Here is a 24,160-nt window from a genome sequence, read left to right on the forward strand (position 1 = left end):
CGTCGGCCGCCCACGCTGTGAAGCGAAGATGACCCTTCTCGTCAGATGGATTGCGGCAGGTGGATTGCGTCAGGTTGCTTGCACAGCGGGGACGCGAGAGGGACGGACAGGGCGACGCCGAGCGCGAGGCCCGTGCCCGAGGTGTGGCCGACGGCGCGCAGGGCGGCCAGCGTCGTCGGGTCTTCGGGGTCAGCGAGGTAGGCGCGCAGCTGTGGGACGGCCTCGCCCCGCACCGCGTGCGCGAGGAGGACGGCCGAGACCGTCGTCGTACGGGCCGGGGCGTCGGTGAGCACGGCGGCCGCGACCCGTCCACCGCGGTGCCCGCGGGCGTACCGGCCGACGAGCCAGCCGGCAAGGACGTCGTCGCCGAGCGGGGTCAGCCCGGGACCGCGGCCGAGCAGGGCGGTGGCGGCGGCAGGGTCGTCGGCACGAAGGGCGTCGTACGTGTCCTCAGGAAGGCCGGGGAGGTGGGGCGTGACTGCGGGGAGGAGCTCGTCGGCGTCGGCGGCCACCGGCCCAGCGTCGGCAACCACCGGCCGTACGGTCGCGTCGACCAGCCTGCCCACCCGGACCTCGCGCCCGTCCACCGTGCAGCGGCCGGCGCCGAGCACGACCTCTCGGGCGTCGCCGACGTGGTCCCAGCCGGTCGCGAGCCCGCAGGGCACGACGACGGCGTCGCGGGCGAGGACGGCGACGACGGTGTGACGGTCCTGCGCGTACACGGCATAGGGGCTGCGCGCGACGATCGTCGCGACGCGTCGAGGGCCGCGCAGGACTGCTGCCACGCCTGCGGTCGCGGCGGCCGGGTGCGGCGCGGGACGGCTAGGAGAGAGGCGTCCCGCGGACTCGGTCCGGAGTCGGATCGGCGCGGCCATGGCGTCAGAGTAGGAGCGTTCGCTACGGTGAGCCGATGGCGAGACTTGCCAACGATCAGCCTGATCGCTCTCACAACCTGACAGACACGACGTACGGGCTTCCTCTTGCCGACGTCGTGCGGATCGACGCGCTCACCGGCGCGAAGACCCTCGCCGGAGTCGAGGGGATGCAGCGGCCGGTGACCGGCCTCAACGTCATGGAGGTCCCCGACGTCCTGGGGTGGGTCAAGCCGCACGAGCTCCTCGTGACCACCGGCTTCCCGTTGCTCGACGGCGCGCGGCGGCTCGACGTCCCGAGGATGGTGGCGCTCGTGCAGGGTCTGTACGACGCCTCGTTGGCCGGTTTCGCGATCAAGCTCGGGCGCTACGTCGACGCGGTGCCCGACGAGGTCCTCGCGCTCGCCGACGCGCTCAGCTTCCCGATCGTGCAGATCCCTGACGAGGTCGCGTTCGACGACGTGCTCAAGGACGCGTACGCCGCGCTCAACGCGTTCCAGTCGAACGTCCTCGCGCAGATCGACGCGCTGCACTCCGCCCTGACGATGATCGTCCTCGAGGGCGGCGACCTCGAGCAGATCGCCGCCGAGGTGTCCCAGGTCCTCGACGTCGGTGTCATGGTCACGTCCACGGACGGGCGCGAGTGGGCCGGTGCGCTGAGCGACGAGGCCCGGGCGACCCTCGAGGTGAGCGAGTTCCTCGACATGTCCGGCCGCGTACGCGTCGAGCGCCTGCGCGGCGCGCGCCCGTTCGGCTCCGGCGAGATCCGCGTCCTCAGCGTCGCGGCCTCGGGCACCGAGCTCGCGCGGGTGGTCGTGGTCAGCGAGAAGCGGGCCCTGCGGGCGAGCGACGTCTATGCCCTGGAGCGGGCCGCAACCGTCGCCGCGCTGCTCATCACGCGCATGCAGGCGGTCGTCGCGGTGGAGGGCAAGTATCGCGGAGACTTCCTCCGCGACGTGCTGACGGACCGCGCGGAGAGCCCGCAGTACGTCCTCGAGCACGCCGAGGGCCTCGGCTGGGACCTTGACCGCCCGCTCGTCGTCGTGGTCGCGCAGCTCGACCCGCCAGAGGCGGGGGAGGCGCCGGTGTCGAGCCGCACGCGCCGCGGCTACCAGGACCGGTTCGCGGCGGCGTGGCGCCAGGTGGTCGAGCGGCGTGGGCGTAGCATCGCGGTCGCGGACTTCTCCTCGCAGGTGGTCGCGCTGCTTCCGGTCGCCGAGGACGCGTCGGACGTGTCCGAGGTCGTCGAGGAGGCGCTGGCCGCCGTACGGGGAGACTCCGGCGGAGGTCGTCGTCCGTTCTCCGCGGGAATCAGCCGCGTCGTCACCGGCGTAGAGGCGTTGCCCGACGCATACACCCGTGCCCGCAAGGCCGTCGAGGTCGGGCGACGCATGAAGGGGACGGGGTCGACGACGTACTTCGACCGCCTCGGCGTCCGCCGCCTGCTGTCGCAGGTCGAGGACCCAGCCGAGCTCGACGGGTTCGTGTCGGAGTTGCTTGGCACGCTCGCCGAGGACACGGCCACGGCCGCCGACCTGCGGGCGACGTTGCAGGTGCTGCTCGACGTCAACCTCAATGTCGCAGAGGCGGCGCGAACGCAGCACTTCCACTACAACACGATGCGCTACCGCGTCACCAAGCTCGAGAGCCTGCTCGGCCCGTTCAGCACCGATCCGCAGGTGCGGCTCGACGTGGCGGTCGCCCTTCAGATCCTGCACATGCGGGAGTGAGGGCGCGCTACGGCTGGAAGTACTCCGACATCATGGCGCTGACCCACTCGGGCTGCGTGGTGCTCACGGGGAGGAACTCCGCCATCGTGGGCTTGAGGTCGATGACGGGCGTGCCGGAGACGGCGTCGAGCCCCACCACGGTCAGCTCGTGGCCGCGGACGGACTCGATCGCACAGCTCGTGACCCCGATGCGGTTCGGCCTGCGCGGGCCACGTCCCGCGAAGACGCCGACGGGTGGGAGGTCGGCGCGGCCACGGTACGGGCGGGGCTCGCGGAAGTCGCCGCCGTCGGGGAACTGGTCGAAGAGGAAGAGCACGTCCACGTGGGAGAACCCGTCCAGACCTTGCAGGCTCGCCTCGCCGAAGCGATCGTCGACGGTGATCGTGCTGCGTACGGCGCCCCAGTTGTCCGTGTGCTGGACGTCCGTCCGGTCGTTGCGGACGGTCCCGATCGGCGTGATCTCGAAGCTCGGCATCGCTCGAGGCTATCGCCGTCCACGTTCTTTTCCGACAGATGAACACGCAGAGCAAGGGGTGACAGCACCCCACGGGTTCCGTTGGCACTTTCGCACCATGCCGCGTCTCTCGCGTCACTACTAGGGTCACGACATTGGACCGGGTGCGCTGTCCGAGATCCCCCGGCGGCCGCTCGCACACTCTGAGGAGACCGGCATGTCGATGTTCAAGTGGGAAGTGGTGCACGGAGGCAAGACACCACCTCCTGGTCAAGCGGTCGGACCGCGCCAGCGTCTGAGCTGGGGCCGTACGGCCGGGCTCGGAGCGCAGCACGTGGTGGCGATGTTCGGTGCCACGTTCGTATTCCCCGTGGTGATGGGGCTCGACCCGAACCTGGCGATCCTGTTCTCGGGCATCTGCACGATCATGTTCCTGCTCATCACCAACAACATGGTCCCGAGCTATCTCGGTACGAGCGCCTCGTTCGTCGCCGCCGTCGCGGCGATCCGGAGCCAGGGCGGTGACTCGTCCGACGTCACCGGCGCGATCCTCGTCGCGGGCCTCGTCCTCGCCGCCATCGGCGTCGCGGTGCACTTCGCCGGCACGACGTTCCTGCACAAGCTGCTCCCGCCGGCCGTCACCGGCGCCGTCGTCATGCTGATCGGCTTCAACCTGGCGCCCGTCGTCGCCGGCAAGTACTGGCCGCAGGACCAGTGGATCGCGCTCCTCACCGCGACCTTCATGATCGGCGCCGCGGTCCTGCTGCCGGGCTTCTGGGGGCGCATCGCCGTCTTCCTCGCGCTGATCTTTGGCTACCTGGTCTCATGGCTCGCCGACATCCTCTTCGGCGACATCACCTCGTTCGTGCCCAAAGCCGGCGAAGAGGTCGCGCACCAGCGCGTCGACTGGTCCGGAGTCAGCTCGGCCGACTGGATCGGCTTCCCCAACAGCACGCTCGCCGACGGGGTCTCGGCCGTCCACTCGCCGAGCTTCAGCTTCACCTTCATCCTCCTGGTTCTCCCGGGCGTCATCGCCCTGATCGCCGAGAACACCGGCCACGTCAAGGCCGTCGCGGAGATGACCGGCGACGACCTCGACCCGTACATGGGTCGCGCGATCGGTGCCGACGGTCTCGCCACCGCGTTCGCGAGCGCGTTCGGCGGCTCGCCCACGACGACGTACGCCGAGAACATCGGCGTCATGTCCGCGACGCGGATCTACTCGACCGCCGCGTACTACTTTGCGGCGCTGGTCGCGATCTTCCTCGGTCTCTGCCCGAAGTTCGGTGCGATCGTCAACGCGATCCCCGGGGGCGTCCTCGGCGGCATCACGGTCGTCCTGTACGGCATGATCGGCCTGGTCGGCGCCAAGATCTGGGTTGAGAACCACGTTGACTTCGGTGATCCGGCGAACATCGTCGGTCTGGCAGCAGGCATCATCATCGGTGTCGGCAACGTGTCGCTTGTCTTCTCCGACGACTTCCAGCTCGGCGGCATCGCTCTCGGCACGATCCTTGCCATCGGCTACTACCACATGGTGGCCTGGAAACGGCCACCCGCGCACACCACCGACGAGGGCGCGGAGGAGGTGACGAGGCAGCTGTGAAGCCCGCACCGTTCTCCTACGTCCGCCCGGCCACCCTCGACGAGGCGCTGGCCGTGCTCGCGGCCGACCCGCACGCCAAGGTGCTGGCCGGGGGCCAGAGCCTGGTCCCGCTGCTGTCGATGCGCCTGGCTCAGCCGAGCACGCTCGTCGACATCAACGGTCTCGCCGAGCTGGCCTACGTCCGGACTGATGAGGACGGTGTCCGCATCGGGGCGCTGGCCCGCCACGCCGACGTCGAGTCCGACGCCGACGCGTGGCGGGTCCAGCCCCTGCTGCGGCAGGCGCTACGCCTGGTCGCCCACCCGACGATCCGCAACCGCGGGACGACCCTCGGATCGGTCGTCCACGCCGACGCTGCTGCGGAGATGCCCGCCGTGGTGTCCCTGCTCGGCGCCAAGGTGCTGGTCGCCTCGACCGAGGGACGCCGCACCATCGATGCCACCGACCTGTTCATCGGCCCGCTGGAGTGCACGGTCCGTACGAGCGAGGTCGCGCTCGAGCTCCAGGTGCCCGCGCTCGGCGCACGGACGGGCTCGGCGATCGACGAAGTCGCACGCCGTCACGGCGACTACGCCCTGTGCGGCGTCGCCTCCGTCGTCTCGGTCGGCCAGACCGGGGCGATCGAGACGGTGCGAGCCTCGTACCTCTCGGTCTCGCTGACCCCGCTCGTCCTCGACCTCTCCGAGGCGTTCATCGACGGCACGGCTAGCGACGCCAACCTCGAGGCGGCGGTCGAGATCGCGACGGCGGGCGTCGACCCCGACACCGACATCCATGCGACGGCCGACTACCGCCGCCACCTCGCGGGCGTGCTCACGCGCCGCGTGGTGCGCGACGCGTACTCCCGCGCCGTCGCCCCCGACCCGGAGGGAGCCCGATGACCAGCCAGCCGGAGATCCTCGCGCCCGAGGCGCTGCACCACGTGACGTTCACCGTCAACGGCGCGGCGTACGAGATCGACGTGCCCGCGCGACGACTGCTGTCCGACGCGCTGCGTCAGGACGTCGGGCTGACCGGCACGCACGTCGGCTGCGAGCACGGCGTCTGCGGCGCGTGCACGATCCTCGTCGACGGCCGGCCGATGCGGGCGTGCCTGCTGCTCGCCGTGTCCGTCGAAGGCGCGTCGCTGACGACGGTGGAAGGCCTCACCGAGTCGGGCGATCGCCTCGGCCCGGTGCAGCAGGCGTTCAAGGAGTGCCACGGGCTGCAGTGCGGCTTCTGCACCCCGGGGTTCCTCACCACCATCACCGCAGGTCTGCGCGAGAACCCTGACCCGACCGAGGACGAGGCGCGCGAGATGATCGCCGGCAACCTCTGCCGATGCACGGGCTATCAGAACATCGTGAAGTCCGTCCTGCGTGCGGCCGAGATCGCGGGGTCTCGACAGGCTCGACCGGCGGAGGGGTCGTTGGTTGAGCCTGTCGAAACCACTCCCGAGACCGGTGGTGACGCATGACCACCAAGGCGTTCGGAGAGCGCGTCGCACGCGTCGAGGACGAGCGGTTCCTGCGCGGCCGCGGCCGCTATCTCGACGACCTCGCGCCCGACGCCCTGCACGTCGCGGTGCTGCGCTCGCCGCACGCGCACGCCCGCATCCTCGACATCGACGTCGACCCTGTGCTCGACCTCGACGGGGTCGTCGCGGTCTACACGTACGACGACCTCACGGGCGCGATGGCCGAGCCTCTGCCGATGCTCATCCCGCACCCCGACCTCACCCACGGGCGCACCCAGTACGCGCTGGCCAAGGACCAGGTCAACTACGTCGGCGAGGCGATCGCGATGGTCGTCGCGGTCGACCGCTACGTCGCCGAGGACGCCGTCGGCCGGATCGTCGTCTCGTACGAGGTGATGACGCCGGTCGTCGGGCTCGACGCCGCACGCGCCGCCGAGCGGCTCGTCCACGACGACGTCCCCGGCAACGTCGCGGCGACGTCCACCCAGGCGACCGGGGACGCGATGGCGGCGATCGGCCGAGCCCCGCACCGGCTCGCGCTCGACCTCGACATCGAGCGCAGCGCGTGCACCCCGATGGAAGGGCGCGGCACGGTCGCGAAGTGGGATACCGACAACGGCCGCCTCGAGGTCTGGTCGTCCACGCAGACGTCGACCGGTGTGCGCGCCGCGATCGCCTCCAAGCTCGGCCTCGACCTTTCCGTCGTCGACGTGATCACGCCCGACGTCGGCGGAGGATTCGGCGTGAAGGTTGTCCACCCGTGGCCTGAGGAGGTCCTCGTCCCGATGGCGGCGATGGCGCTCGGACGTCCGGTGAAGTTCACCGAGGACCGCCGCGAGCACTTCATCTCCGCCGCCCACGAACGCGCCCAGCAGCAGCACGTCGAGGTCGGCTTCGACGACGACGGCCGCATCCTCGGGCTGGACGTCGAGGTCTGGCACGACAACGGCGCCTACCTCCCGTACGGCCTGATCGTCCCGATCATCACGACCACGCAGCTGCTCGGCCCGTACAAGCCGCCGGTCTACAAGGCGACGTTCCACAGCCTCTACACCAACACGGTGATCGTGACGCCCTACCGCGGCGCCGGCCGTCCGCAGGGCGTGTTCGCGATGGAGCGCACGATGGACGCGATCGCCTCGTACCTCGGCAAGGACCGCACGGAGGTGCGCTCCGCCAACTTCATCCAGCCCGACGAGTTCCCGTACGACCAGGGGCTGATCTTCCAGGACGGCAAGCCGCTGATCTATGACTCCGGCGACTTCCCGCAGATGCTCGACAAGCTCAAGACGCTGGTCGGCTGGGACGAATTCGGCGCGTTCCGCGACGAGATGCGCGCCCAGGGCCGTACGGTCGGGATGGGCATCGGCTGCTACGTCGAGGGCACCGGCGTCGGCCCGTACGAAGGCGGGCACATCCAGGTCGAGACGACCGGCAAGATCAAGGTCTCGACCGGCCTGACGACGCAGGGCCAGGGTCACCAGACGGCGTTCGCGCAGATCGTCGCCGACGAGCTCGGGGTGCGTTTCGAGGACGTCGAGGTCGTCACCGGCGACACCCGCCGCATGCCGTACGCGGTCGGCACGTACGCCTCGCGTGCCGCGGTCATGAGCGGTTCGGCGATCGCGCTGTCCGCCCGGTCGGTCAAGCGCAAGGCGCTGGAGCTGGCCGCCGAGGCGCTCGAGGCGAACGTCGACGACCTCGAGATCGCCGACGGCGTCGTCTCCGTCAAGGGTGCTCCGGGCGCGCAGGTCTCGCTCGGCACGCTCGCGGTGCTCAGCAATCCGCTGCGCTACGCGTTCGACGAGGCGAGCAAGGCGGCGACGCAGTTCTCCGTCGGCGACCCCAACAAGGTGCCGGTGCCCGAGGGCACGTCGCCCGGGCTCGAGAGCCGCGACTTCTACTCGCCGCCGCGCTCGACGTTCGCCTCCGGCATGCACGCCGTGATCGTCGAGACCGACCCGGACACGGCCGAGATCACGATCCTCAAGTACGCCGTCGTCCACGACTGCGGGCGACTCATCAACCCGATGATCGTCGAGGGACAGATCCATGGCGGTGTCGCACAGGGTGTGGGTGGGGCGCTGTACGAGCGGATGGCGTACGACGAGCACGGGCAGCTCCAGAACGCCTCGTTCATGGACTTCCTCATGCCGTACGTCACCGAGGTGCCGAAGACGATCGACGTCGACCACCTCGAGACGCCGTCGCCGCTGAACCCGCTCGGCATCAAGGGCGCGGGCGAGGCCGGTGTCATCCCGAGCGCGGCGGTGTTCGCGTCGGCGATCGAGGACGCCGAGGGCTTCACGATCACGCGGATGCCGATCTCACCGAGCGAGCTGTACGACCTGCGGCGCACGCACGCAGGATCCGACGAGGCGGCAGTGGTCGCTGTGGAGGGAGACTCATGAAGGTTGCTGGACAAGCGGTGCTCAACGCCCCCGTGGACGCGGTCTGGACCGCGCTGCTCGACCCAGCGGTGCTCGTCCGCACGATCCCGGGCTGCGAGGTGCTGGAGGCGACGGGCGAGAACGCCTACGCCATGACGGTCAGCGCCGGCGTTGCGTCGATCCGCGGGACGTACGCCGGCACCTGCACGTTGAGCGACCTCGTCCCTCACCAGTCTCTGGTGATGCGTGCCGAGGGCGCGGGAGCTCCCGGCACGGTCGCGGCGGACGTCGCGGTGCGCTTTTCCGACAATGGTGACGGGACGACCGGGGTCGCGTACGCCGCGGACGCGGTCGTCGGCGGCATGATCGGCGGCGTCGGGCAGCGGATGCTGACGGCGGTGAGCAAGCGGATGGCCGGCGAGTTCTTCGGTGCCGTCGACGACGCGATCGCCAGTTCTTCGTTGGTCGAGGGCGGTTCTCCGTCGGTCGAGCCTGTCGAGACCCCCGCCGTCGGCCAGCGCTTCACCGCCCCCGCACCAGCGGCGGGCGGTCGCAGCGGATCGACCGACGACTTCGTCAAGGGAGCCGTCCTCGGCGGCGTCCTGGTCCTGGCGGGTGTGATCGTCGGAGGGCTGTTCGGGCGCCGGTCGCGATGATCGACGTCTACAGCAGCGCGCGGGCGATGGCGCAGGCCGTCGCCGCGCGCGAGATCTCCGCGCGAGAGTTGCTCGCCCTCCACCTCGCCCGCATCGGCCAGGTCAACGGCACGGTCAACGCGCTGGTCTCGATCGACGAGGAGCGGGCGTACGCCCAGGCGACCGCCGCGGACGAGCGGACGCTGTCGGGGGAGCCGCTCGGCGTGCTCCACGGGCTCCCGTACGCGGTCAAGGACACCCACCACGTCGCCGGCTGGCGGACGACGTTCGGCTCGCCGGTGATGGCCGACCACGTGTCGGCGTACGACGAGCTCGTCGTCGAGCGGGTGCGCGCGGCGGGTGCGGTGGTGGTCGCGAAGTCGAACACGCCGGAGTTCGCGTCCGGGTCCCACACGTTCAACCCCGTGTTTGGCACGACGGTGAACCCGTACGACACCGGCCGTTCGGCGGGCGGGTCGAGCGGCGGTGCGGCCGCCGCGCTCGCGGCCGGGATGGTGCCGCTGGCCGACGGGTCGGACATGGGCGGCTCCCTGCGCAACCCGGCGTCGTTCTGCAACGTGGTCGGGCTGCGTCCGACCTGGGGGCGGGTCCCGACCTGGCCGACGTGGAACCTCTGGGAGACCGTGTCTGTGCAGGGGCCGCTCGCGCGGGACGTCTCCGACCTCGCGCTGCTGCTGAGCGTGCTGGCGGGGCCCGACCCGCGTGTCCCGACGGCGGACTCGACGGCGGGCGAGGTGTTCCGCGAGGTGCGTCCCGCGTCGCTCGACGGGCTACGGGTCGCGCTGTCGGTCGACCTCGGGGGCGCGTTCGAGGTGGAGGCGTCGGTCGCCGACATCGTCCGCGCCCAGGCGGGTGTCTTCGCCGGTGCGGGCGCGCACATCGAGGAGGCGTGGCCGGAGCTGCCCGACGCCGAGGCTGCGTTCCGAACGCTGCGCGCGTGGCTCATGGACTACACGCTCGGTGGTGTCCTCGACTCGCGCCCGGACGACCTCAAGCCGTCCCTCGCCGACAACATTCGTGCCGGGCGGCCCCTGTCCGGGCACGACGTCGCCGTTGCGTACGCCCAGCGGACAGCGCTCGCCGAGAAGGCCCGCGAGTTCTTCACGCGCTACGACGTGCTCGCGCTGCCGGTGAGCCAGGTCCCGCCGTTCCCGGCCGACCAGGAGTACCCGCACGCGATCAACGGGCGTCCGCAGGAGACATACCTCGACTGGATGCGCGCGGCGTTCCTCATCACGGTGACCGGGTGCCCCGCGATCAGCGTGCCGGCGGGGTTCACGCCCGACGGCCTGCCCGTGGGGCTGCAGCTCGTCGGGCCCGCAGGCTCCGAGCGTCGGCTGCTCGCGATCGCGCGTGCGTACGAACAGCTGTCGGGTGCAGGCGTGGGGGTCGGTGGCCCACGCCCTGCCCTCTGATCGGCTCACCGCCCGCATCGCTCCGGCGGGGGCCGCGTCACGCCTTGCGAGAGGTCCGCGACCGGGCCGGCAGGCGCATCGTGAGGAGCTTCGCGCGCGGCGCGATCCGGCCGGCGAGCGCGAAGACTCCCTCCGTACGGGACTGGTCGGGGTCGATCACCGAGAACAGGTTCACCCCGAGATAGAACGTGATCGCGGCGTTGGCGACCTCGCGCGCGGGCAGCAGCCGGCCTAGCGGGGTGCCTCCCGCGACGCGCTCCCAGCTCTCCTCGACGAAGCGCACCCATGGGTCCGCACGGGCGGTGATCGCCTCCCGCAGCTCGGGTTTGGTGACCGCCGCCGCGACGATCTCGCTGAACTGCGCGAGGTAGCCGCGCTCCAGGTCGGTGAGGTAGATCTGCTTCGCCGCGGCGACGAGGTCCTCGACCGTACGGACGCCCTCGACGGTGCGACGGTGCATCGCCATGCGCGCCTCGGACGACCGGTCGAGCGCGGCGAGGAGCAGCGGGTCGACTCCGCCGAAGTGGTAGAAGACCAGCGCAGAGTTGACCCCCGCCTCCGCCGCGATGACCCGAGCGGACGTGCCGTCGTACCCGCGCTCGCGCAGCACCACGTCGGCGGCGTCGAGCAGTCGCCGTCTGGTGTCCTCGCTGTTCTGACGTGTGGCCGCCATATGATCCCTTCCCTCGCCGACGGCCTTCAGCATATGCTTTAATCACTCGATTAAACTTGCTGGACCCACGAGAGGCGACCGCAGATGGAGCCCTATCCCCACGACAGCTCCGCCGACCCGCACGACGACCCGCGACCCCGGTCGAGCCCCGCGCGCATGCTCCTCGCCGGCATCACGCTGGCACTCTTCGCCGCGATGCTCGTCGCTGAAGCGCTCGGCAGCGCCGGTCTCGAGGAGACCTCGCTGTTCTACGTCGGCATTCCCGCCCTGATCGCGGTGACGGTCGTCCTCACCGCCCGTCCCAAGAACGCCGTCGGCGTCGCTCTCGCGACCACCACCGTCGGACTCGCGCTCGCGGGACCGCTGCTCGACGAGGGCGTCGTCTGCCTGCTCATCGCGGCGCCGCTCTTCTACGGTGTCGCCGCGCTCGTCGGTCTCCTCGCGCAGGCCGCGCGCGGCGGCGGGCACCGCGCGCTCGTCGCGGCGCCCCTGCTGGCGCTGATCGCCCTCGAGGGAGTCGGCGGGGTAAACCTGATTCCACGCCACGACAACGCGGGCACGACCGTGACCATCGGCGCCGCGCCGGCACGAGTCGAGGCGGCGCTCGCCGCGCCGCCCGAGTTCGGCCCGTACGAGGCACCCTTCCTGCGGGCGCTGCCGTTCCCGAAGCCGGTGCGCGCGACGGGGAGCGGCCTGAGCGTCGGCGACGCGCGGCTCATCGCCTTCACGCCGCGCCGCAGCCTGGGTCTCGGGTCCACGCCCACCCCTCGGTCGATGGAGCTGCGGGTCGTCGAGTCCACGTCCACGGCCGACGCGGGCCGAGTCGTCTTCGACGTGACGGCCGACTCGACCCTCGCCCGCTGGCTGGACCTGCGACGTGCCGTCGTCACCTGGTCGGCGTCCGCGGGTGGGACGGAGATGACGTGGCGCCTGGAGTACGCACGCACGTTCGACCCGTCGTGGTACTTCGGACCGGTCCAGCACCACGCGGTCGCAGACGCGGCGGGCTATCTCGCCGAGACCTTCGCGGACACGGCCGAGGCGGAGTGAGCGGTGAGAGATCCGGCCACCGTACGCGCGCTCGGCCTCACCGTCCCCGTGCTCGCCGTGGTCCTCCTCGCCCTCTGGCGACGACCCGGTGCGCGACGGCTTGCAGCGATCCTCCTCGCGACCGCCTGGGCGGCGGTCGCCCTGCTGCCGGTGAACCTCCTCGCGATCGCCGCCGGCTGGTGGTCGTTCGACGCCGACGGCGCGCTCTGGCAGGGCATCCCCGTCGACCTGTGGCTGGCGTGGGCGCTCCTGTGGGGTGCCGTCCCCGCCCTGGTCGCGCCGGCGCTGCCGCCGCTGCTCGTCGGGGCCGTCCTCGTGTGGGTCGACCTCGCCTTCATGCCGTGGGGCGCACCGGTCGTCAGACTCGGTGACCCGTGGCTGGTCGGCGAGGCGATCGCGGTCCTCGCCGCCCTCGTGCCGGCGTACGCGCTGGCGCACTGGACTCTCGCCCAGCGGCACGTGACCGTACGGGCGTGGGCGCAGGCGTGGTGCGCGGGCGCGCTCCTCGTGGGTGTGCCGTTGCTCGTCGTCGGCGTCGAGTCCCGATGGTGGCCGGAGGTGACGGCGGCGGGCGTGCAGGTCGCGGTGGTGGTGAGCGTGCCTGCGGTGGCCGCGATGCGGGAGCTCGCGCGCGTCGGTGGCGGCACCCCGCTGCCGTACGACCCGCCGTCTCGGCTGGTGACCACCGGCCCGTACGCCTACGTCCGCAACCCGATGCAGGCGTCGATGGTGCTCGTGTTCTCGGTGCTCGCCGTGACCTTCGCAGAGCCGCTCCTGCTGCTCGGCGCCGTGGTGACGGTCGTCTACTCGGCGGGGCTGGCTGCCTGGCACGAAGGGAGTCAGATGGAGGAGGCGTTCGGCGAGCGGTGGACGGCGTACGAGGCGCAGGTGCCCGTGTGGGTGCCTCGCTGGCGGCCACTCGATGGTCCTCCCGCGTCGCTGTTCGTCGCTGCCGACTGCACGATGTGCACCGGACTCGGCCAGTGGCTCCTCGATCGTCGGCCGGTCGCGCTCGACGTGCGTCCCGCCGCTGAGCATCCCGAGGTGCTGCGGCGGATCACGTACGAGGCGGACGGCGTGCGTGACCAGGGTGTGGTGGCGCTTGCCCGGGCGCTGGGGCACCTTCATCTCGGGTGGGCGCTGGCCGGCTGGACGCTCGCGCTGCCGGGGGTCCGGCACTTTGCGCAGCTCGGTGCCGATGCGTTCGGCGCTGGCCCCCGGGTGTCGCGCTGACCGCTGACCGAAAGATCGAGCCGTGCGGCGCGCCGGGGGAAGACACGCCGCACGGCAGCTCGGGGGTTATGTGAGGCCGCGGGGGGAGAGCGCGTTGCGCCAGATCCGGTCGGTGGCGTCGACCAGCTCGTCGATGTCGAGCGCGTCGCCGAGGACGAATGCGTAGTAGGCAAGGTGCGACACCATGCCGTCGAGTGCGCGGGCCGTCGGGTAGGGGTCCAACGACGGATCGGCGATCCCACGCGCTTGCATCGCCTCGATGACCGACGCGGTCTTGCGCGCGAGCGCCTCGCCACGCCGACGACGGATGTCGCGGAACGACGGGTCCACCGCGGCGACCTCCTCGAGGACGAGCATGAGTGCGGCGTTGTGCCGGTAGTTCTCGAAGTAGCGCCGGTGTCCCTCCGCGAGCTCCTCGTACGGGTCGGCAGCGGCCGCGTCGAGTCGGGGCACCACCACGTCGTGCTGCGCTTCGTACAGCACGGCCGACAGGATCTCGGGTTTGCTCGCGAACCATGTGTAGAACGAGCCGGTGGCGCAGCCCGCTTCGCGTGCGATGTCGGCGATGCGCGAGTCGGTGAAGCCGTCCCGTTCGAAGACCGTACGGGCGGCAGCGACCAAGGCGGACCGGGTCCGGGCGCCGCGCGCGGTGGCGGGGACGGTCATCGCACGCCCGCCGCGACTCCCGTACCGACGAGGGCGTCGCGGTCGAGGGCGCGCTTCAGGATCTTGCCGGACGGGCCCTTGGGGAGGGCGTCGACGACCTGGAAGAGGCGCGGCACCTTGTAGGCGCTCAGGCGCTCCTTGGCCCAGGCGCGCAGGGCGCCGGGCTGGAGCACGGCGCCGTCGCGGAGCACGACCACGGCACCCACCTCCTCGCCGTACCTGGCGTCCGCGACGCCGACCACGGCCGCCTCGACGATGTCCGGGTGTGCGTAGAGGACCTCCTCGACCTCGCTCGGATAGACGTTGTAGCCGCCGCGGATGATGAGGTCCTTGAGCCGGTCGACGATGCGGAGGTCGCCGTCCTCGTCGAGCGTGCCGAGGTCACCCGTCCGCAGCCACCCGTCGCGCAGGACGTCGGCGTTGGCCTCGGGCCGGTTCCAGTAGCCCGTCATCACGATCGGCCCACGGATCCACACCTCGCCGACCTCGCCGGTCGGGACCGGCGAGCCGTCGAGATCACGGATCTCGAGATCGACGCCGTGGATGGCTCTCCCGACCGCGCCGACCTTGGGCTCGGCGCCCAGCGGCGCAGAGGTCGCCCAGCCGCAGGTCTCGGACAGCCCGTAGCCCTCGCGGATGCGCGTGCCGAACTTCTCCTCGAACGCGCCGATGACCTCGACCGGGAGCGACGCGCCGCCGGACGTGGCCAGGCGCAGGCGTGAGAAGTCCTCGGGGGTGGCGTCGCCGGCGGCGTGCAGCACGGCGATCCACATCGTCGGGACGCCGGAGACGATCGTCAGCTCGTCGTCGCGGATCATCTCGACGAGCTTGCGCGGGTCGAACGGGTGCAGGAGCGAGACGACGGTGCCGAAGGAGATCGCGAGGTGCATGACCATGATCTGCCCGAACACGTGGAACAGCGGCAGCGCGGTGCCCGTACGGTCGTCCTCGTCGAACTCCAGGACGTGCTCGGCGGCGTCGACGATGCCGGCGATCGCGGAGATGGGGAGCTGCGCGCCCTTCGGGCGACCCGTGGTGCCGGAGGTGTAGATGATCAGCGCGGTCGCGTCGTCGGGCAGGTCGACCGGCGCCTTGACGCGGTCGGAGACGTCCCACTCGTCGAGCGGGGGGAGGCTCCAGAACGGCAGCCCGTGCGCGGCGGAGGCCTTCTCGGCCGCACCTGCCGTCTCGTGCCAGGCGACCACGAGGCTGACGTCGGCGTCCTCGACGACATACGCGATCTCGGGGGTGGTGGCCATGACGTTCACGGTGATGAGCGTCGCCCCGGCGGCGTGGAGGCCGTAGTAGGCCGCGACGAACTCGGGGATCGACGGCGCGACGAGCAGGACGCGGTCGCCGGGTGCGACTCCCGCTCGCAGCGCCCGGGCGGCCACCGAGGCGGCGGCGTCGCGCAGCGCACCGAAGCCGACCTCGCGCCCCGAGGCGCGGACCGCTACCCGGTCCGGCTCGGAGAAGGCGTGCGCGAAGACGGCATCGGCGACGTTGCTCACGGTGACTCCTGAGGGGGCGGTGTGACCGGCGTCACGGACGCTACCTGAATCGTGATTCAAGTACAAGGTTCGCCAGCACCGCACGGCCTCAGAGCCGGGCGTCGAGGAACCTGACCGTGCGGCGCATCATCTCGTCTCGCTTCTCGCCCCTCACGGTGTGCCCCGCGCCGTCGTACCACCTCACGGAGACGTCGGCTCCCGCGTCGCGCAGCCCCGCCGCCGCACGCTCGGTCCACTCGGGCGGACAGGTCTTGTCGGCGGTGCCGTGGTGGATGAGGACGGGCTCGACGACCCGGTCGAAGAACCGTGACGCCGACAGGTCCTGCCACGCGGGCGACTCCGGATCGGGTGTGCCGTACGACCGCTCGACCGCGGCGAACCGGGAGGCCCGGCCCTTGCCAGGACGCGTGAGGATCTCGACGTTGTCGACTGCGTCCGCACTCATCGGCGACAGCAGCACGGCGGCGTCGACGAGACCGGGGCGCGTAGTCAGGACGTTGTACGCGACACCGCCGCCCATCGAGCGTCCGACGAGCCCGATGCGGTCGGGGTCGACCGCGCGCATCGCCGAGCGGCGCAGGGCGACGATCGCGTTGATGACGTCGATGGTGAAGCCGAGCCTCAGCTCGCCGTCGTTCTCGGGGTCGGCGTCGGAGCGTCCGTGGTTGCGGTAGTCGGTGTAGAGCACCACGTACCCCGCGCGAGCCAGGTAGTCGCGCGTGTCGATCATCGACCCGCCCGGACGGTACGACTTCGGGGACTTGTAGCCGCGTGCGATCACGACGGCCGGCGACCTGTCCGCACCGTGTGGCACGTGCAGGACTCCGGACACCCGCAGGTCCTCAGAGCGGTAGCTGACCTGGTACGACGTGTAGGCGTCGTTGGTCTCGAGCACCCGCTCGCGTCGCAGGTCGCTGCCGTTGTCGGGGGTCCGCATCAGCGTCGGGAGGGTCCGCTCGTGTCGTACGGGCGGCAGCGGTGGGAGGGACACGTGGTCGCCCGGATTCTCGACCGAGGAGACTTCGGCGCCGGTGGCGGAGAGGGCGGTCTGAGGGGCGAGGCCGCAGCCGGAGAGCAGCGTCGCGAGGGCGACGACGGCGGGCAGGATCGTACGGAGCACCGGACCATGATGGCGGGTCCTTCCGGGAGCCTGTCAGGTAGTGCCAAGGTTCGGTGAAGTGGTCCGGCGACGTTCGCCCTGGGGACTGTCGGCGGCGTGCGTTGGAATCGAGGGGCAGCCCCCCACACCGTCGAGGAGCACCATGACGTCACGCCCCACTCGAGCCGGGCACTTCCGTATCGGGATCGACACGGGAGGCACGTTCACCGACGTCGTCGCGTTCGACGAGGCGACCGGCGAGATGCTGACGACCAAGACGCCGTCGACGCCGTCGGACCCCGCCGAGGGCTTCCTCGCGGGCATCGACAAGGTCCTCGCGCTGGCCGGGTTCCCGCCGGGCAGCGGTGAGGCGATCTCGGCGGTCTCGCACGGCACGACGGTCGCGACCAACCAGCTCCTCGAGGGCAAGGTCGACCGACTCGGGTTCATCACGAACGCCGGGTACGAGGCGGTGCTGGAGATCGCCCGCCAGTCCGTGCCCGACGGCTACGGCAACTCGTACTTCTGGGTGAAGCCCGACCGCATCGTGCCCCGCGACCTCGTCAAGGGCGTCGAGGGCCGGATGACGTGGGCGGGTGAGGAGATCCGTCCGTTCGACGCCCAGGGCGCGCGCGAGGTCGCCCGCTGGTTCCGCGAGCAGGGCATCGACACGCTCGGGGTGTGCCTGCTGCACAGCTACGCCAACTCCGCCCACGAGGAGGAGATGCGCGCGATCCTCGCCGAGGAGCACCCGGACGCCGTCGTGTCGATCTCGTCGGAGGTGCTGCGCGAGTACCGCGAGTACGAGCGCTCGATGACCACGCTCGTCGACGCGGCGGTGAAGCCGAAGGTGTCGGCGTACGTGCGCCGCATCGCCGACCGGCTGGCGGCGTTCACGGGGTCTCGACCCTTCGACAGGCTCAGGACGGCGCAGGGCTCGACCGGCGGGGGCGTGCCGTTCTACGTGATGAAGTCCAACGGCGGTGTGCTGTCGGCCGCCGAGGTGGTGCACCAACCGATCACGACCGTGCTGTCCGGTCCGGCCGCCGGCGCCCTGGGTGCCGCGCTGGTCGCCTCGGTCGCCGGGTTCGACCGCGTCCTCACCTGCGACGGCGGCGGCACCTCGACGGACGTGTCGGTGGTCGTCGACGGCGAGCCGACGCTGACGACCGAGGGGAGTGTCGGCGTCTACCCGAGCAAGATCCCGATGATCGACGTCGTCACCGTCGGCGCGGGCGGCGGCTCGATCGCCTGGCTGTCGCCGGAGGGCACGCTCAAGGTCGGCCCGCAGTCGGCCGGCGCCGACCCGGGTCCGCTCTGCTACGCCAAGGGCGGCACCGAGGTGACGATCACCGACGCCCATGTCGTGCTCGGCCGCATCCCTCCGCACCTGCTCGGCGGTGAGATCCCGCTCGACGTCGATGCCTCCCGCAAGGGCCTCGAGGAGCTGGCCGGCAAGCTCGGGCTGAGCGTGGAGGAGGCCGCGGACGGCGTCCTCGAGATCTCTGCGTGGAACCAGGCCAACGCCCTGCGCCAGATCACCGTCAAGCGCGGGCTCGATGTCCGTGACTTCACGCTGACCACGTTCGGCGGTTCCGGCTCGCTGCTGCTGTGCCGGCTGATGGACGTGCTGTCGATCCCCACGGTCCTCGTCCCGCCGAACCCCGGCAACGTCTCCGCGTTCGGGCTGCTGACCGTCGACGTCAAGAACGACTACGTCCAGACCGCGGTGCGGCTCGCCTCCGAGCTCGACGCGGCCGAGGCCGAGGGCCTGTACGACCGCCTCGCCTCGCAGGCCGCGTCCGCGCTGGACGCCGAAGGCTTCGGACCCGACGAGCAGCGTTTCGTCCGTACGGCCGACCTGCGCTACTTCGGCCAGGCGTTCGAGGTCCGGGTCCCGGTGCCGGACGGCCGGCTCGACGACGCGGTGCTCGCCGGTGTCGCGGACACGTTCCACGCCGAGCACCGTGCGCTCTACGGCTACGACTTCGCCGGCGACGACAGCCAGCAGGTCGAGTGGGTCAACCTGCGTGTCTCGGGGATCGGGCCGATCCAGCGCCCGAAGATCCGTGCGCGGGCCGTCGAGGCGAGCGCGGCCGCGCCGCAGCCCCGTACGACCCGGCCCGTGTGCTTCTCGCCGCGTGAGGGCTACGTCGACACCGGCGTGTTCGACCGGTCGGCCCTGCTCCCGGGCCAGCAGGTCCACGGCCCGGCGATCGTCGAGGAGTTCGGCTCGACCATCCCGATCCACCCCGGTTTCGTCGCCCGCATCGACCCGTACGACAACGTCATCATCACCCGCGAGGGACAGGCCTCGGAGAAGGGGAGCCAGAAGTGAGCGAGTCCCGCAAGGCGCCGACCCAGTTCCCGTTCGGCACGCTCACGGAGGACGCCGGCGCGAGTGCCGACCCTGTCGTCGTCGAGATCGTGCAGGGCAGCCTGGCGTCGATCGAGCATGAGGTCGAGACCGCGATCGCGCGGACGTCGCGCTCGCCGATGATCCGCGACGCGCACGATTTCCGCGCGGGCATCCACGACCGCTTGCTGCGCAAGCTCACCGGCCGCTCGTACTCGGCGCTCGTCCACCCCGTCGCGCGCGACTTCCCGCTCGAGGAGATGAAGCCCGGCGATGTCTTCTTCCACAACGACGTCTACAAGTCCGAGGGTGGTATCGGCCACCTCCCGGACCTGTGCGTCACCGTGCCCGTGTTCGCGACCGTCGACGGCACCGAGCGCGTGGTCGCGTTCATCCAGGCGTTCGGCCACCACGACGACATCGGCGGTGCCGTGCCGGGCTCGATGCCGAGCCACGCGACCAGCGTGTACGAAGAGGGGCTGGCCGTCCCGCCGATCAAGCTGTGGGACCAGGGCGTCCCGAACCGTGCGGCGCTGACGATCATGACCCGCAACTCGCGCATGCCCGAGTCACTGGCCGCCGACCTCGACGCCGAGTGCTCCGCGTGCCTGATGGGCGCGCGCCGTCTCGGGGAGCTTTTCGACCGGTACGGCGTGGAGGTCGTCGAGGCGTCCTTCGACGCGATCATCGACCGCACCACGCAGACGTACAAGCGCGAGATCCTCTCCAAGATCCCGATCGGCACCTGGGTATGGGAGGACTACGCCGAGCACGATGGGGTCGACGAGCCGCAGCTGCACACGCAGCGCATCACGCTGACCCGCACCGGCCCGGAGGACCCGGACGGCGAGCGGGTGATCCTCGACTTCGCCGGGACGTCCCCGCAGGCGAAGGGGCCGATCAACCACTGCGGCGACTACTCCGACGGCGTGTTCCTCAAGAAGTGGCTCGCGCCGATCCTGCGCAACCTCGCCGACACCCCGGAGCGGATGGCCGAGCTCGACGTCAACGAGGGCGTGGTGCCCCTGATCGAGATGCGCTTCCCGCCGAAGGGCACGCTGCTCACGCCGGAGTTCCCGGCGCCGACCAACGCCCGTACGTTCGTGATCTTGCGGCTCCTGGGGGTGCTCGCCGGGGTCCTCGCGAAGGCGGTCGACGGCCAGATGCCGGCCGACCAGGAGACGATCCGCTACACCGGCGTGTACGGCACGGACCTCGCCGGCCGTCCGTACCTCATGCGCGAGGTGCTCGGCGGCGGCTCTGGCGGCCGCTACTACGCCGACGGCGAGGACACGATCCACGTCGTGCCGGACTCGCGCAACCTGCCGACCGAGTTCACCGAGTCGCGCTTCCCGTTCGTCGTCGAGTCGCTGTCGGTGGCGAAGGACTCCGGCGGGCCGGGCAAGTTCCGCGGCGGCCTCGGGTACGAGAAGCACCTGCGGATGCTCGCCGACGCCCATTTTATGTCGATCGCGGATCGCTCGATCCTCGCGTGCTGGGGTGTCAAGGGTGGTCTCGCCGGGCGGCCGTTCGAAGTCGTCATCGATGCCGGAGGCCCGAACGAGCGCGTGGTCGACGCGCTCGCGGACGCCGAGCCGGTGCGCGCGGGTGAGTCCATCCGCATCCGCACCACCGGTGGTGGCGGTTGGGGCGACCCGCTCGACCGTGACCCGGAGAGCGTCGTGCGCGACGTCCGCTGGGAGAAGGTCTCGGCCGAGGGGGCGCATGACGACTACGCGGTCGTGCTGACCGGCAGCGGCGACGACCTCGGGTACGACGCGGCGGCGACCGCGGCGCTGCGGGCCGAGCGCGCCGCGGCGCGCGGCGAGGGCGAGGTGTTCTTCGACCGCGGGCCCGGCTACGCCCAGCTCGCCGGCGGAGCGACCCACGCCGCTGTCGACGTCAGGTGACGGGAGGCCGGTCGAGCGTGCCGAAACCCGCCGCCGTCGTCGGTGCCTCGGGCAAGACCGGCACGCACGTCGCGCAGGCGCTCGCGTCCTGCGGCGTACCGGTCCGCCCCCTGGGGCGCCGTGCCCTCGCCGACCCGGTCGCCGCGTTCGACGGCTGCGCGTCGGCTTACCTGATCGCCCCCAACCTCCATCCCGACGAGCCCGCGCTCGTCGGGGGCTGGCTGGAGGCGCTGCGCGCCGCCGGCGTGCCGCGCGTCGCATACCACTCCGTCGCCTGGCCCTACGCGCCTGAGATGCCGCACCACCTCGCCAAGGCAGCGACGGAGGACCTCGTACGCCGCAGCGGGCTCGCGTGGACGGTCCTGCAGCCATGCGCGTATGTCCAGAACCTCTTGCCCGGGTTGGGAGGGGAGGAGCCGGCGGTCCGCGTGCCGTACGCGGTCGACACCCCCTTCGGGCTCGTGGACCTCGCCGACCTGGGCGAGGCCGCTGCCGTGGTCCTGACCGAGGACGGCCACGTCGGTGCGACGTACGAGCTCGGGGGACCGGCGCTCGTGACGCTGGCCGACGTCGCCGTCGTCGCGTCGGAGGTGCTGGGCGTGCCGGTGCCGGCGGAGCGGCTCGATCCTGGGAGGTGGGCGACCGGACCGGGCGCGGGGATGGATTCGCGAGAGCGGGACTGGCTGCTGGCGATGTTCGCGTTCTACGACGCGTACGGGCTCCCGACCGGCGGGGTGCCCCTCCGGGCGCTGCTGGGCCGCGCCCCGTACGACGTGCGCGCGACCCTGACCCGCGAGCTGACGCCCGCCCCTTCCTGACCCCCGGGTCGGTTTCTCCCGCCCCCGGGTCGGTTTCTCCCGCCCCCGGGTCGGCTTCTCCCGTCCGCGGGTCGACCAGATGCGCGCCTGGCGGCGTACGATCCCGGAATGATCCATGCGCACGACGTCGTCGCCTTCGCGGTCGCCTCGACTCTGCTCATCATGATCCCGGGCCCGAGCGTGCTCTTCACGATCAGCCGGGCGATGGTGCTCGGCCGGCGTGCCGCGCTCGTCAATGTGGTGGGCAACGCGGTCGGCGCCGCCATCCAGATCGTCGCGGTCGCGGCCGGGCTCGGTGCGCTGGTCGCGCAGTCGGTCGCGGCCTTCACCGTCGTGAAGTGGGTCGGCGCCGCGTACATCGTCTATCTCGGCATCCAGGCGATCCGCCACCGCCGCGCCGGTGAGGACGCCGTCGAGGCCGAGCCGACGGTGACGCGGACGTCGCGAGTCTTGCGCGAAGGGTTCGTCGTGGGTGTCACCAACCCCAAGACGATCGTCTTCCTCGTCGCCGTCCTCCCACAGTTCGTCGCCCGCGAGCTCGGGGCGGTGCCGCTCCAGATGCTGATCCTCGGCGCGGTGTTCGTCGCGATCGCGCTGTGCCTCGACAGCCTCTGGGCGCTCGGCGCCGGAGCAGCACGCGACTGGTTCGCCCAGTCACCGCATCGAATGCGACGCCTTCGCGGTGCGGGCGGCTCGATCATGGTCGGCCTGGGCGTCGGCCTCGCCGCAGGTGGCCGACCCGACTGAGCCGGGGAGCGGAGGTCGCCGAAGGCCTGTCAGCCCTCGTCGAGAGCGAAGTCGAGCTTCGCGACGCCGTTCTTCAGGCTCAGCACACGTACGGTCATGGTGAACTTCTTGTCGCTGCCGTTGGGGTCGGAGAGCTCGCACTCCATCGTGGCCCCCTCGCGGGACTCGAGATCGCCCGGGCAGTCCACGATCGGCGCGAGACCGATCTGCTTGCCCATTGCTTCCGATGCCTTCTCCTCGACCGACTTCTGGGGCATCGGTGCGTGACCGCACGCGGTGAGCAGCACCAGCGCGGCGGACACCAGCGCGACGGCGGGACGGAGACGCATGCGCACAGGGTAGAGGGCGGGCCTGACCGGTGGTGAGCACGGTCCCGCTCTCGTCGTCACGGTGGGACCTTCCTCACCGCGCTGTGCGCCGCACGGGCACGCGCGGCACCGCCCGCCGCCGATAGGCAACACCTCACTAGCCAACGGCACTTCCTTGGCGAAGTTCGCCAATGCCCACCGTGCGCGGAGGCACCTAGATTCGTCGCATGCGCCTCGTCATCGCCCTCGGCGGCAACGCCATGACCTCAGCGGACGGCTCTGCGCGCCCTGAGGATCAGCGGGCGGCGATCCAGTCCGCGATGCGCAGCGTCGCCGACCTCGTCGAGGCCGGACACCAGATCGTCCTCACCCACGGCAACGGCCCGCAGGTCGGCAACCTGCTGCTCAAGAACGAGATCGCCGCCGACGTCGTTCCGCCGGTCCCGCTCGACTGGTGCGTCGCGCAGACGCAGGCCACGATCGGCCGCCTGATCCTCGACGCGCTCGACGACGAGCTCGCACGGCGCGGACACCCGTCCCGTACGGCGGCGCTCGTGACTCGGACGATCGTCGACCGCGACGACCCGGGGTTCCTCGTCCCCACCAAGCCGATCGGCCGGTACGCCACCGCCGAGGAGGCAGCGGCGATGCGCGGCCACGGACAGCACTGGGTCGAGGTCCCGCAGCGGGGCTGGCGCCGTGTCGTCGCATCGCCGGAGCCGCGCGAGATCCCCGAGGTCGAGACCGTCCAGACGCTCCTCGACAACGGCTCCGTCGTCGTGTGCGCAGGCGGTGGCGGCATCCCGACGGTGCGCGAAGGCACGTCGTACGTCGGGGTGGAGGCCGTGATCGACAAGGACCTCACCGCCGCCCTGCTGGCTGATCAGGTCGGCGCCGACCTGCTCGTGATCGCGACCGACGTCGATGCCGCGGTCGTCGGCTTCGGGACACCGCAGGCCGAGCCGCTGGGCGCTGTCGGGGTCTCCGAAATCCGCCGGCTCGCGCAGGCCGGCGCCTTCGGAGCGGGGTCGATGGGCCCGAAGGTCGAGGCGATCACCCGGTTCGCCGCCCACACCGGCCGTACGGGCGTGATCACGTCGCTCCCGCACATCGACGACGCGGTCGCAGGTCGTACGGGCACGCGTGTCAGCCCCGACTCCGTCCCGACCGACCGCCTCCCCGCCTGACCTACGTCCACGCCCACCGTTCA

Annotated in this window: 21 protein-coding genes; 14 read left to right on the top strand and 7 right to left on the bottom strand. The window is 71.4% G+C overall.

The features are described 5' to 3' along the window. Positions 1–41: 41 nt before the first annotated feature. Positions 42–785, bottom strand: a complete 744-nt coding sequence (locus H4N58_RS05075; protein ID WP_182397145.1) for a DUF2877 domain-containing protein — start codon at positions 783–785, stop codon at positions 42–44. Between the two features lie 125 nt (positions 786–910). On the opposite strand from H4N58_RS05075, the gene H4N58_RS05080 reads away from it, so the two are divergent. After that, positions 911–2,602 (top strand): PucR family transcriptional regulator, encoded by a 1,692-nt coding sequence (locus tag H4N58_RS05080; RefSeq protein ID WP_167248807.1) that lies wholly within the window; start codon positions 911–913, stop codon positions 2,600–2,602. A 7-nt stretch (positions 2,603–2,609) separates the two neighbouring features. Here H4N58_RS05080 and H4N58_RS05085 read toward each other — a convergent pair whose 3' ends face one another. Beyond that, on the bottom strand, positions 2,610–3,077 hold the full coding sequence (locus H4N58_RS05085) for an SAM-dependent methyltransferase (protein WP_167248805.1): 468 nt from the start codon (positions 3,075–3,077) through the stop codon (positions 2,610–2,612). 196 nt (positions 3,078–3,273) lie between these two features. Here H4N58_RS05085 and H4N58_RS05090 point away from each other — a divergent pair, with 196 nt between their 5' ends. Genes H4N58_RS05090 through H4N58_RS05115 form a run of 6 tightly spaced genes read left to right on the top strand, consistent with a single transcriptional unit; the run spans position 3,274 to position 10,579 of the window. Continuing rightward, entirely contained in the window at positions 3,274–4,662 is a 1,389-nt protein-coding gene (locus tag H4N58_RS05090; protein WP_208322817.1) for a uracil-xanthine permease family protein, read from the top strand. After that, positions 4,659–5,543: a xanthine dehydrogenase family protein subunit M gene (locus tag H4N58_RS05095; protein ID WP_167248803.1), complete on the top strand. Its 885-nt coding sequence runs from the start codon at positions 4,659–4,661 to the stop codon at positions 5,541–5,543. Before H4N58_RS05090 ends, H4N58_RS05095 begins: the two co-directional genes overlap by 4 nt. Then, positions 5,540–6,118, top strand: coding sequence for a (2Fe-2S)-binding protein (locus H4N58_RS05100; RefSeq protein WP_167248801.1), 579 nt, complete (start codon positions 5,540–5,542; stop codon positions 6,116–6,118). Before H4N58_RS05095 ends, H4N58_RS05100 begins: the two co-directional genes overlap by 4 nt. Beyond that, complete coding sequence (gene cutA, locus H4N58_RS05105) at positions 6,115–8,529, top strand: aerobic carbon-monoxide dehydrogenase large subunit (RefSeq protein ID WP_167248799.1); 2,415 nt, start codon at positions 6,115–6,117, stop codon at positions 8,527–8,529. The genes H4N58_RS05100 and cutA overlap by 4 nt, the downstream gene beginning before the upstream one ends. Beyond that, positions 8,526–9,164: a carbon monoxide dehydrogenase subunit G gene (locus H4N58_RS05110; RefSeq protein WP_167002019.1), complete on the top strand. Its 639-nt coding sequence runs from the start codon at positions 8,526–8,528 to the stop codon at positions 9,162–9,164. The genes cutA and H4N58_RS05110 overlap by 4 nt, the downstream gene beginning before the upstream one ends. Continuing rightward, positions 9,161–10,579: an amidase gene (locus tag H4N58_RS05115; protein ID WP_167248797.1), complete on the top strand. Its 1,419-nt coding sequence runs from the start codon at positions 9,161–9,163 to the stop codon at positions 10,577–10,579. The genes H4N58_RS05110 and H4N58_RS05115 overlap by 4 nt, the downstream gene beginning before the upstream one ends. 37 nt (positions 10,580–10,616) lie before the next feature. Here the strand turns inward: H4N58_RS05115 and H4N58_RS05120 are convergent, their stop codons facing one another. Then, a complete protein-coding gene (locus H4N58_RS05120) occupies positions 10,617–11,252 on the bottom strand; it encodes a TetR/AcrR family transcriptional regulator (RefSeq protein ID WP_167248796.1) in 636 nt (211 codons plus the stop codon). An 84-nt stretch (positions 11,253–11,336) separates the two neighbouring features. Between H4N58_RS05120 and H4N58_RS05125 the strand changes: the two genes are divergently transcribed. Then, positions 11,337–12,302, top strand: coding sequence for a hypothetical protein (locus tag H4N58_RS05125; protein WP_167248795.1), 966 nt, complete (start codon positions 11,337–11,339; stop codon positions 12,300–12,302). Positions 12,303–12,305: 3 nt separating this feature from the next. Continuing rightward, the gene (locus tag H4N58_RS05130) at positions 12,306–13,535 is read left to right on the top strand and encodes an isoprenylcysteine carboxylmethyltransferase family protein (protein ID WP_167002027.1); all 1,230 of its coding nucleotides are present in this window, start codon (positions 12,306–12,308) and stop codon (positions 13,533–13,535) included. Positions 13,536–13,601: 66 nt separating this feature from the next. Here H4N58_RS05130 and H4N58_RS05135 read toward each other — a convergent pair whose 3' ends face one another. The 3 genes from H4N58_RS05135 to H4N58_RS05145 form a co-directional block, all read right to left on the bottom strand. After that, the gene (locus tag H4N58_RS05135) at positions 13,602–14,201 is read right to left on the bottom strand and encodes a TetR/AcrR family transcriptional regulator (RefSeq protein ID WP_167002029.1); all 600 of its coding nucleotides are present in this window, start codon (positions 14,199–14,201) and stop codon (positions 13,602–13,604) included. Continuing rightward, positions 14,198–15,712, bottom strand: a complete 1,515-nt coding sequence (locus H4N58_RS05140; protein WP_167002034.1) for an AMP-binding protein — start codon at positions 15,710–15,712, stop codon at positions 14,198–14,200. The genes H4N58_RS05135 and H4N58_RS05140 overlap by 4 nt, the downstream gene beginning before the upstream one ends. A gap of 88 nt (positions 15,713–15,800) precedes the next feature. Then, a complete protein-coding gene (locus H4N58_RS05145) occupies positions 15,801–16,832 on the bottom strand; it encodes a S9 family peptidase (protein ID WP_167002036.1) in 1,032 nt (343 codons plus the stop codon). A gap of 142 nt (positions 16,833–16,974) precedes the next feature. On the opposite strand from H4N58_RS05145, the gene H4N58_RS05150 reads away from it, so the two are divergent. The 4 genes from H4N58_RS05150 to H4N58_RS05165 all read left to right on the top strand — a co-directional run bounded on the left by H4N58_RS05150 (position 16,975) and on the right by H4N58_RS05165 (position 22,642). Continuing rightward, positions 16,975–19,149 carry a hydantoinase/oxoprolinase family protein gene (locus H4N58_RS05150; RefSeq protein WP_167248794.1) on the top strand — a complete coding sequence of 725 codons (2,175 nt, stop codon included), beginning with the start codon at positions 16,975–16,977 and terminating at the stop codon, positions 19,147–19,149. Further along, positions 19,146–21,077: a hydantoinase B/oxoprolinase family protein gene (locus H4N58_RS05155; protein WP_167248793.1), complete on the top strand. Its 1,932-nt coding sequence runs from the start codon at positions 19,146–19,148 to the stop codon at positions 21,075–21,077. The genes H4N58_RS05150 and H4N58_RS05155 overlap by 4 nt, the downstream gene beginning before the upstream one ends. A 17-nt stretch (positions 21,078–21,094) precedes the next feature. Next, positions 21,095–21,895 carry an SDR family oxidoreductase gene (locus H4N58_RS05160; RefSeq protein ID WP_208322816.1) on the top strand — a complete coding sequence of 267 codons (801 nt, stop codon included), beginning with the start codon at positions 21,095–21,097 and terminating at the stop codon, positions 21,893–21,895. A 108-nt stretch (positions 21,896–22,003) separates the two neighbouring features. Beyond that, positions 22,004–22,642, top strand: a complete 639-nt coding sequence (locus H4N58_RS05165) for a LysE family translocator (RefSeq protein ID WP_167248791.1) — start codon at positions 22,004–22,006, stop codon at positions 22,640–22,642. Positions 22,643–22,671: 29 nt separating this feature from the next. Here H4N58_RS05165 and H4N58_RS05170 read toward each other — a convergent pair whose 3' ends face one another. Beyond that, a complete protein-coding gene (locus H4N58_RS05170; protein WP_167002046.1) occupies positions 22,672–22,971 on the bottom strand; it encodes a DUF4333 domain-containing protein in 300 nt (99 codons plus the stop codon). 206 nt (positions 22,972–23,177) lie between these two features. Here H4N58_RS05170 and H4N58_RS05175 point away from each other — a divergent pair, with 206 nt between their 5' ends. Then, complete coding sequence (locus tag H4N58_RS05175) at positions 23,178–24,137, top strand: carbamate kinase (protein WP_167002048.1); 960 nt, start codon at positions 23,178–23,180, stop codon at positions 24,135–24,137. The last annotated feature ends 23 nt before the right edge of the window (positions 24,138–24,160 follow it).

It is taken from the genome of Mumia sp. ZJ1417 (genome assembly GCF_014127285.1).
GTDB lineage: Bacteria > Actinomycetota > Actinomycetes > Propionibacteriales > Nocardioidaceae > Mumia.

Bases quoted from the DNA above. Each gene is read 5' to 3' on its own strand.
- H4N58_RS05080 (WP_167248807.1), top strand. From the start codon at position 911: ATGGCGAGACTTGCCAACGATCAGCCTGATCGCTCTCACAACCTGACA.
- H4N58_RS05085 (WP_167248805.1), bottom strand. From the start codon at position 3,077: ATGCCGAGCTTCGAGATCACGCCGATCGGGACCGTCCGCAACGACCGG.
- H4N58_RS05090 (WP_208322817.1), top strand. From the start codon at position 3,274: ATGTCGATGTTCAAGTGGGAAGTGGTGCACGGAGGCAAGACACCACCT.
- H4N58_RS05100 (WP_167248801.1), top strand. From the start codon at position 5,540: ATGACCAGCCAGCCGGAGATCCTCGCGCCCGAGGCGCTGCACCACGTG.
- cutA (WP_167248799.1), top strand. From the start codon at position 6,115: ATGACCACCAAGGCGTTCGGAGAGCGCGTCGCACGCGTCGAGGACGAG.
- H4N58_RS05110 (WP_167002019.1), top strand. From the start codon at position 8,526: ATGAAGGTTGCTGGACAAGCGGTGCTCAACGCCCCCGTGGACGCGGTC.
- H4N58_RS05115 (WP_167248797.1), top strand. From the start codon at position 9,161: ATGATCGACGTCTACAGCAGCGCGCGGGCGATGGCGCAGGCCGTCGCC.
- H4N58_RS05120 (WP_167248796.1), bottom strand. From the start codon at position 11,252: ATGGCGGCCACACGTCAGAACAGCGAGGACACCAGACGGCGACTGCTC.
- H4N58_RS05125 (WP_167248795.1), top strand. From the start codon at position 11,337: ATGGAGCCCTATCCCCACGACAGCTCCGCCGACCCGCACGACGACCCG.
- H4N58_RS05135 (WP_167002029.1), bottom strand. From the start codon at position 14,201: ATGACCGTCCCCGCCACCGCGCGCGGCGCCCGGACCCGGTCCGCCTTG.
- H4N58_RS05150 (WP_167248794.1), top strand. From the start codon at position 16,975: ATGACGTCACGCCCCACTCGAGCCGGGCACTTCCGTATCGGGATCGAC.
- H4N58_RS05165 (WP_167248791.1), top strand. From the start codon at position 22,004: ATGATCCATGCGCACGACGTCGTCGCCTTCGCGGTCGCCTCGACTCTG.
- H4N58_RS05170 (WP_167002046.1), bottom strand. From the start codon at position 22,971: ATGCGTCTCCGTCCCGCCGTCGCGCTGGTGTCCGCCGCGCTGGTGCTG.
- H4N58_RS05175 (WP_167002048.1), top strand. From the start codon at position 23,178: ATGCGCCTCGTCATCGCCCTCGGCGGCAACGCCATGACCTCAGCGGAC.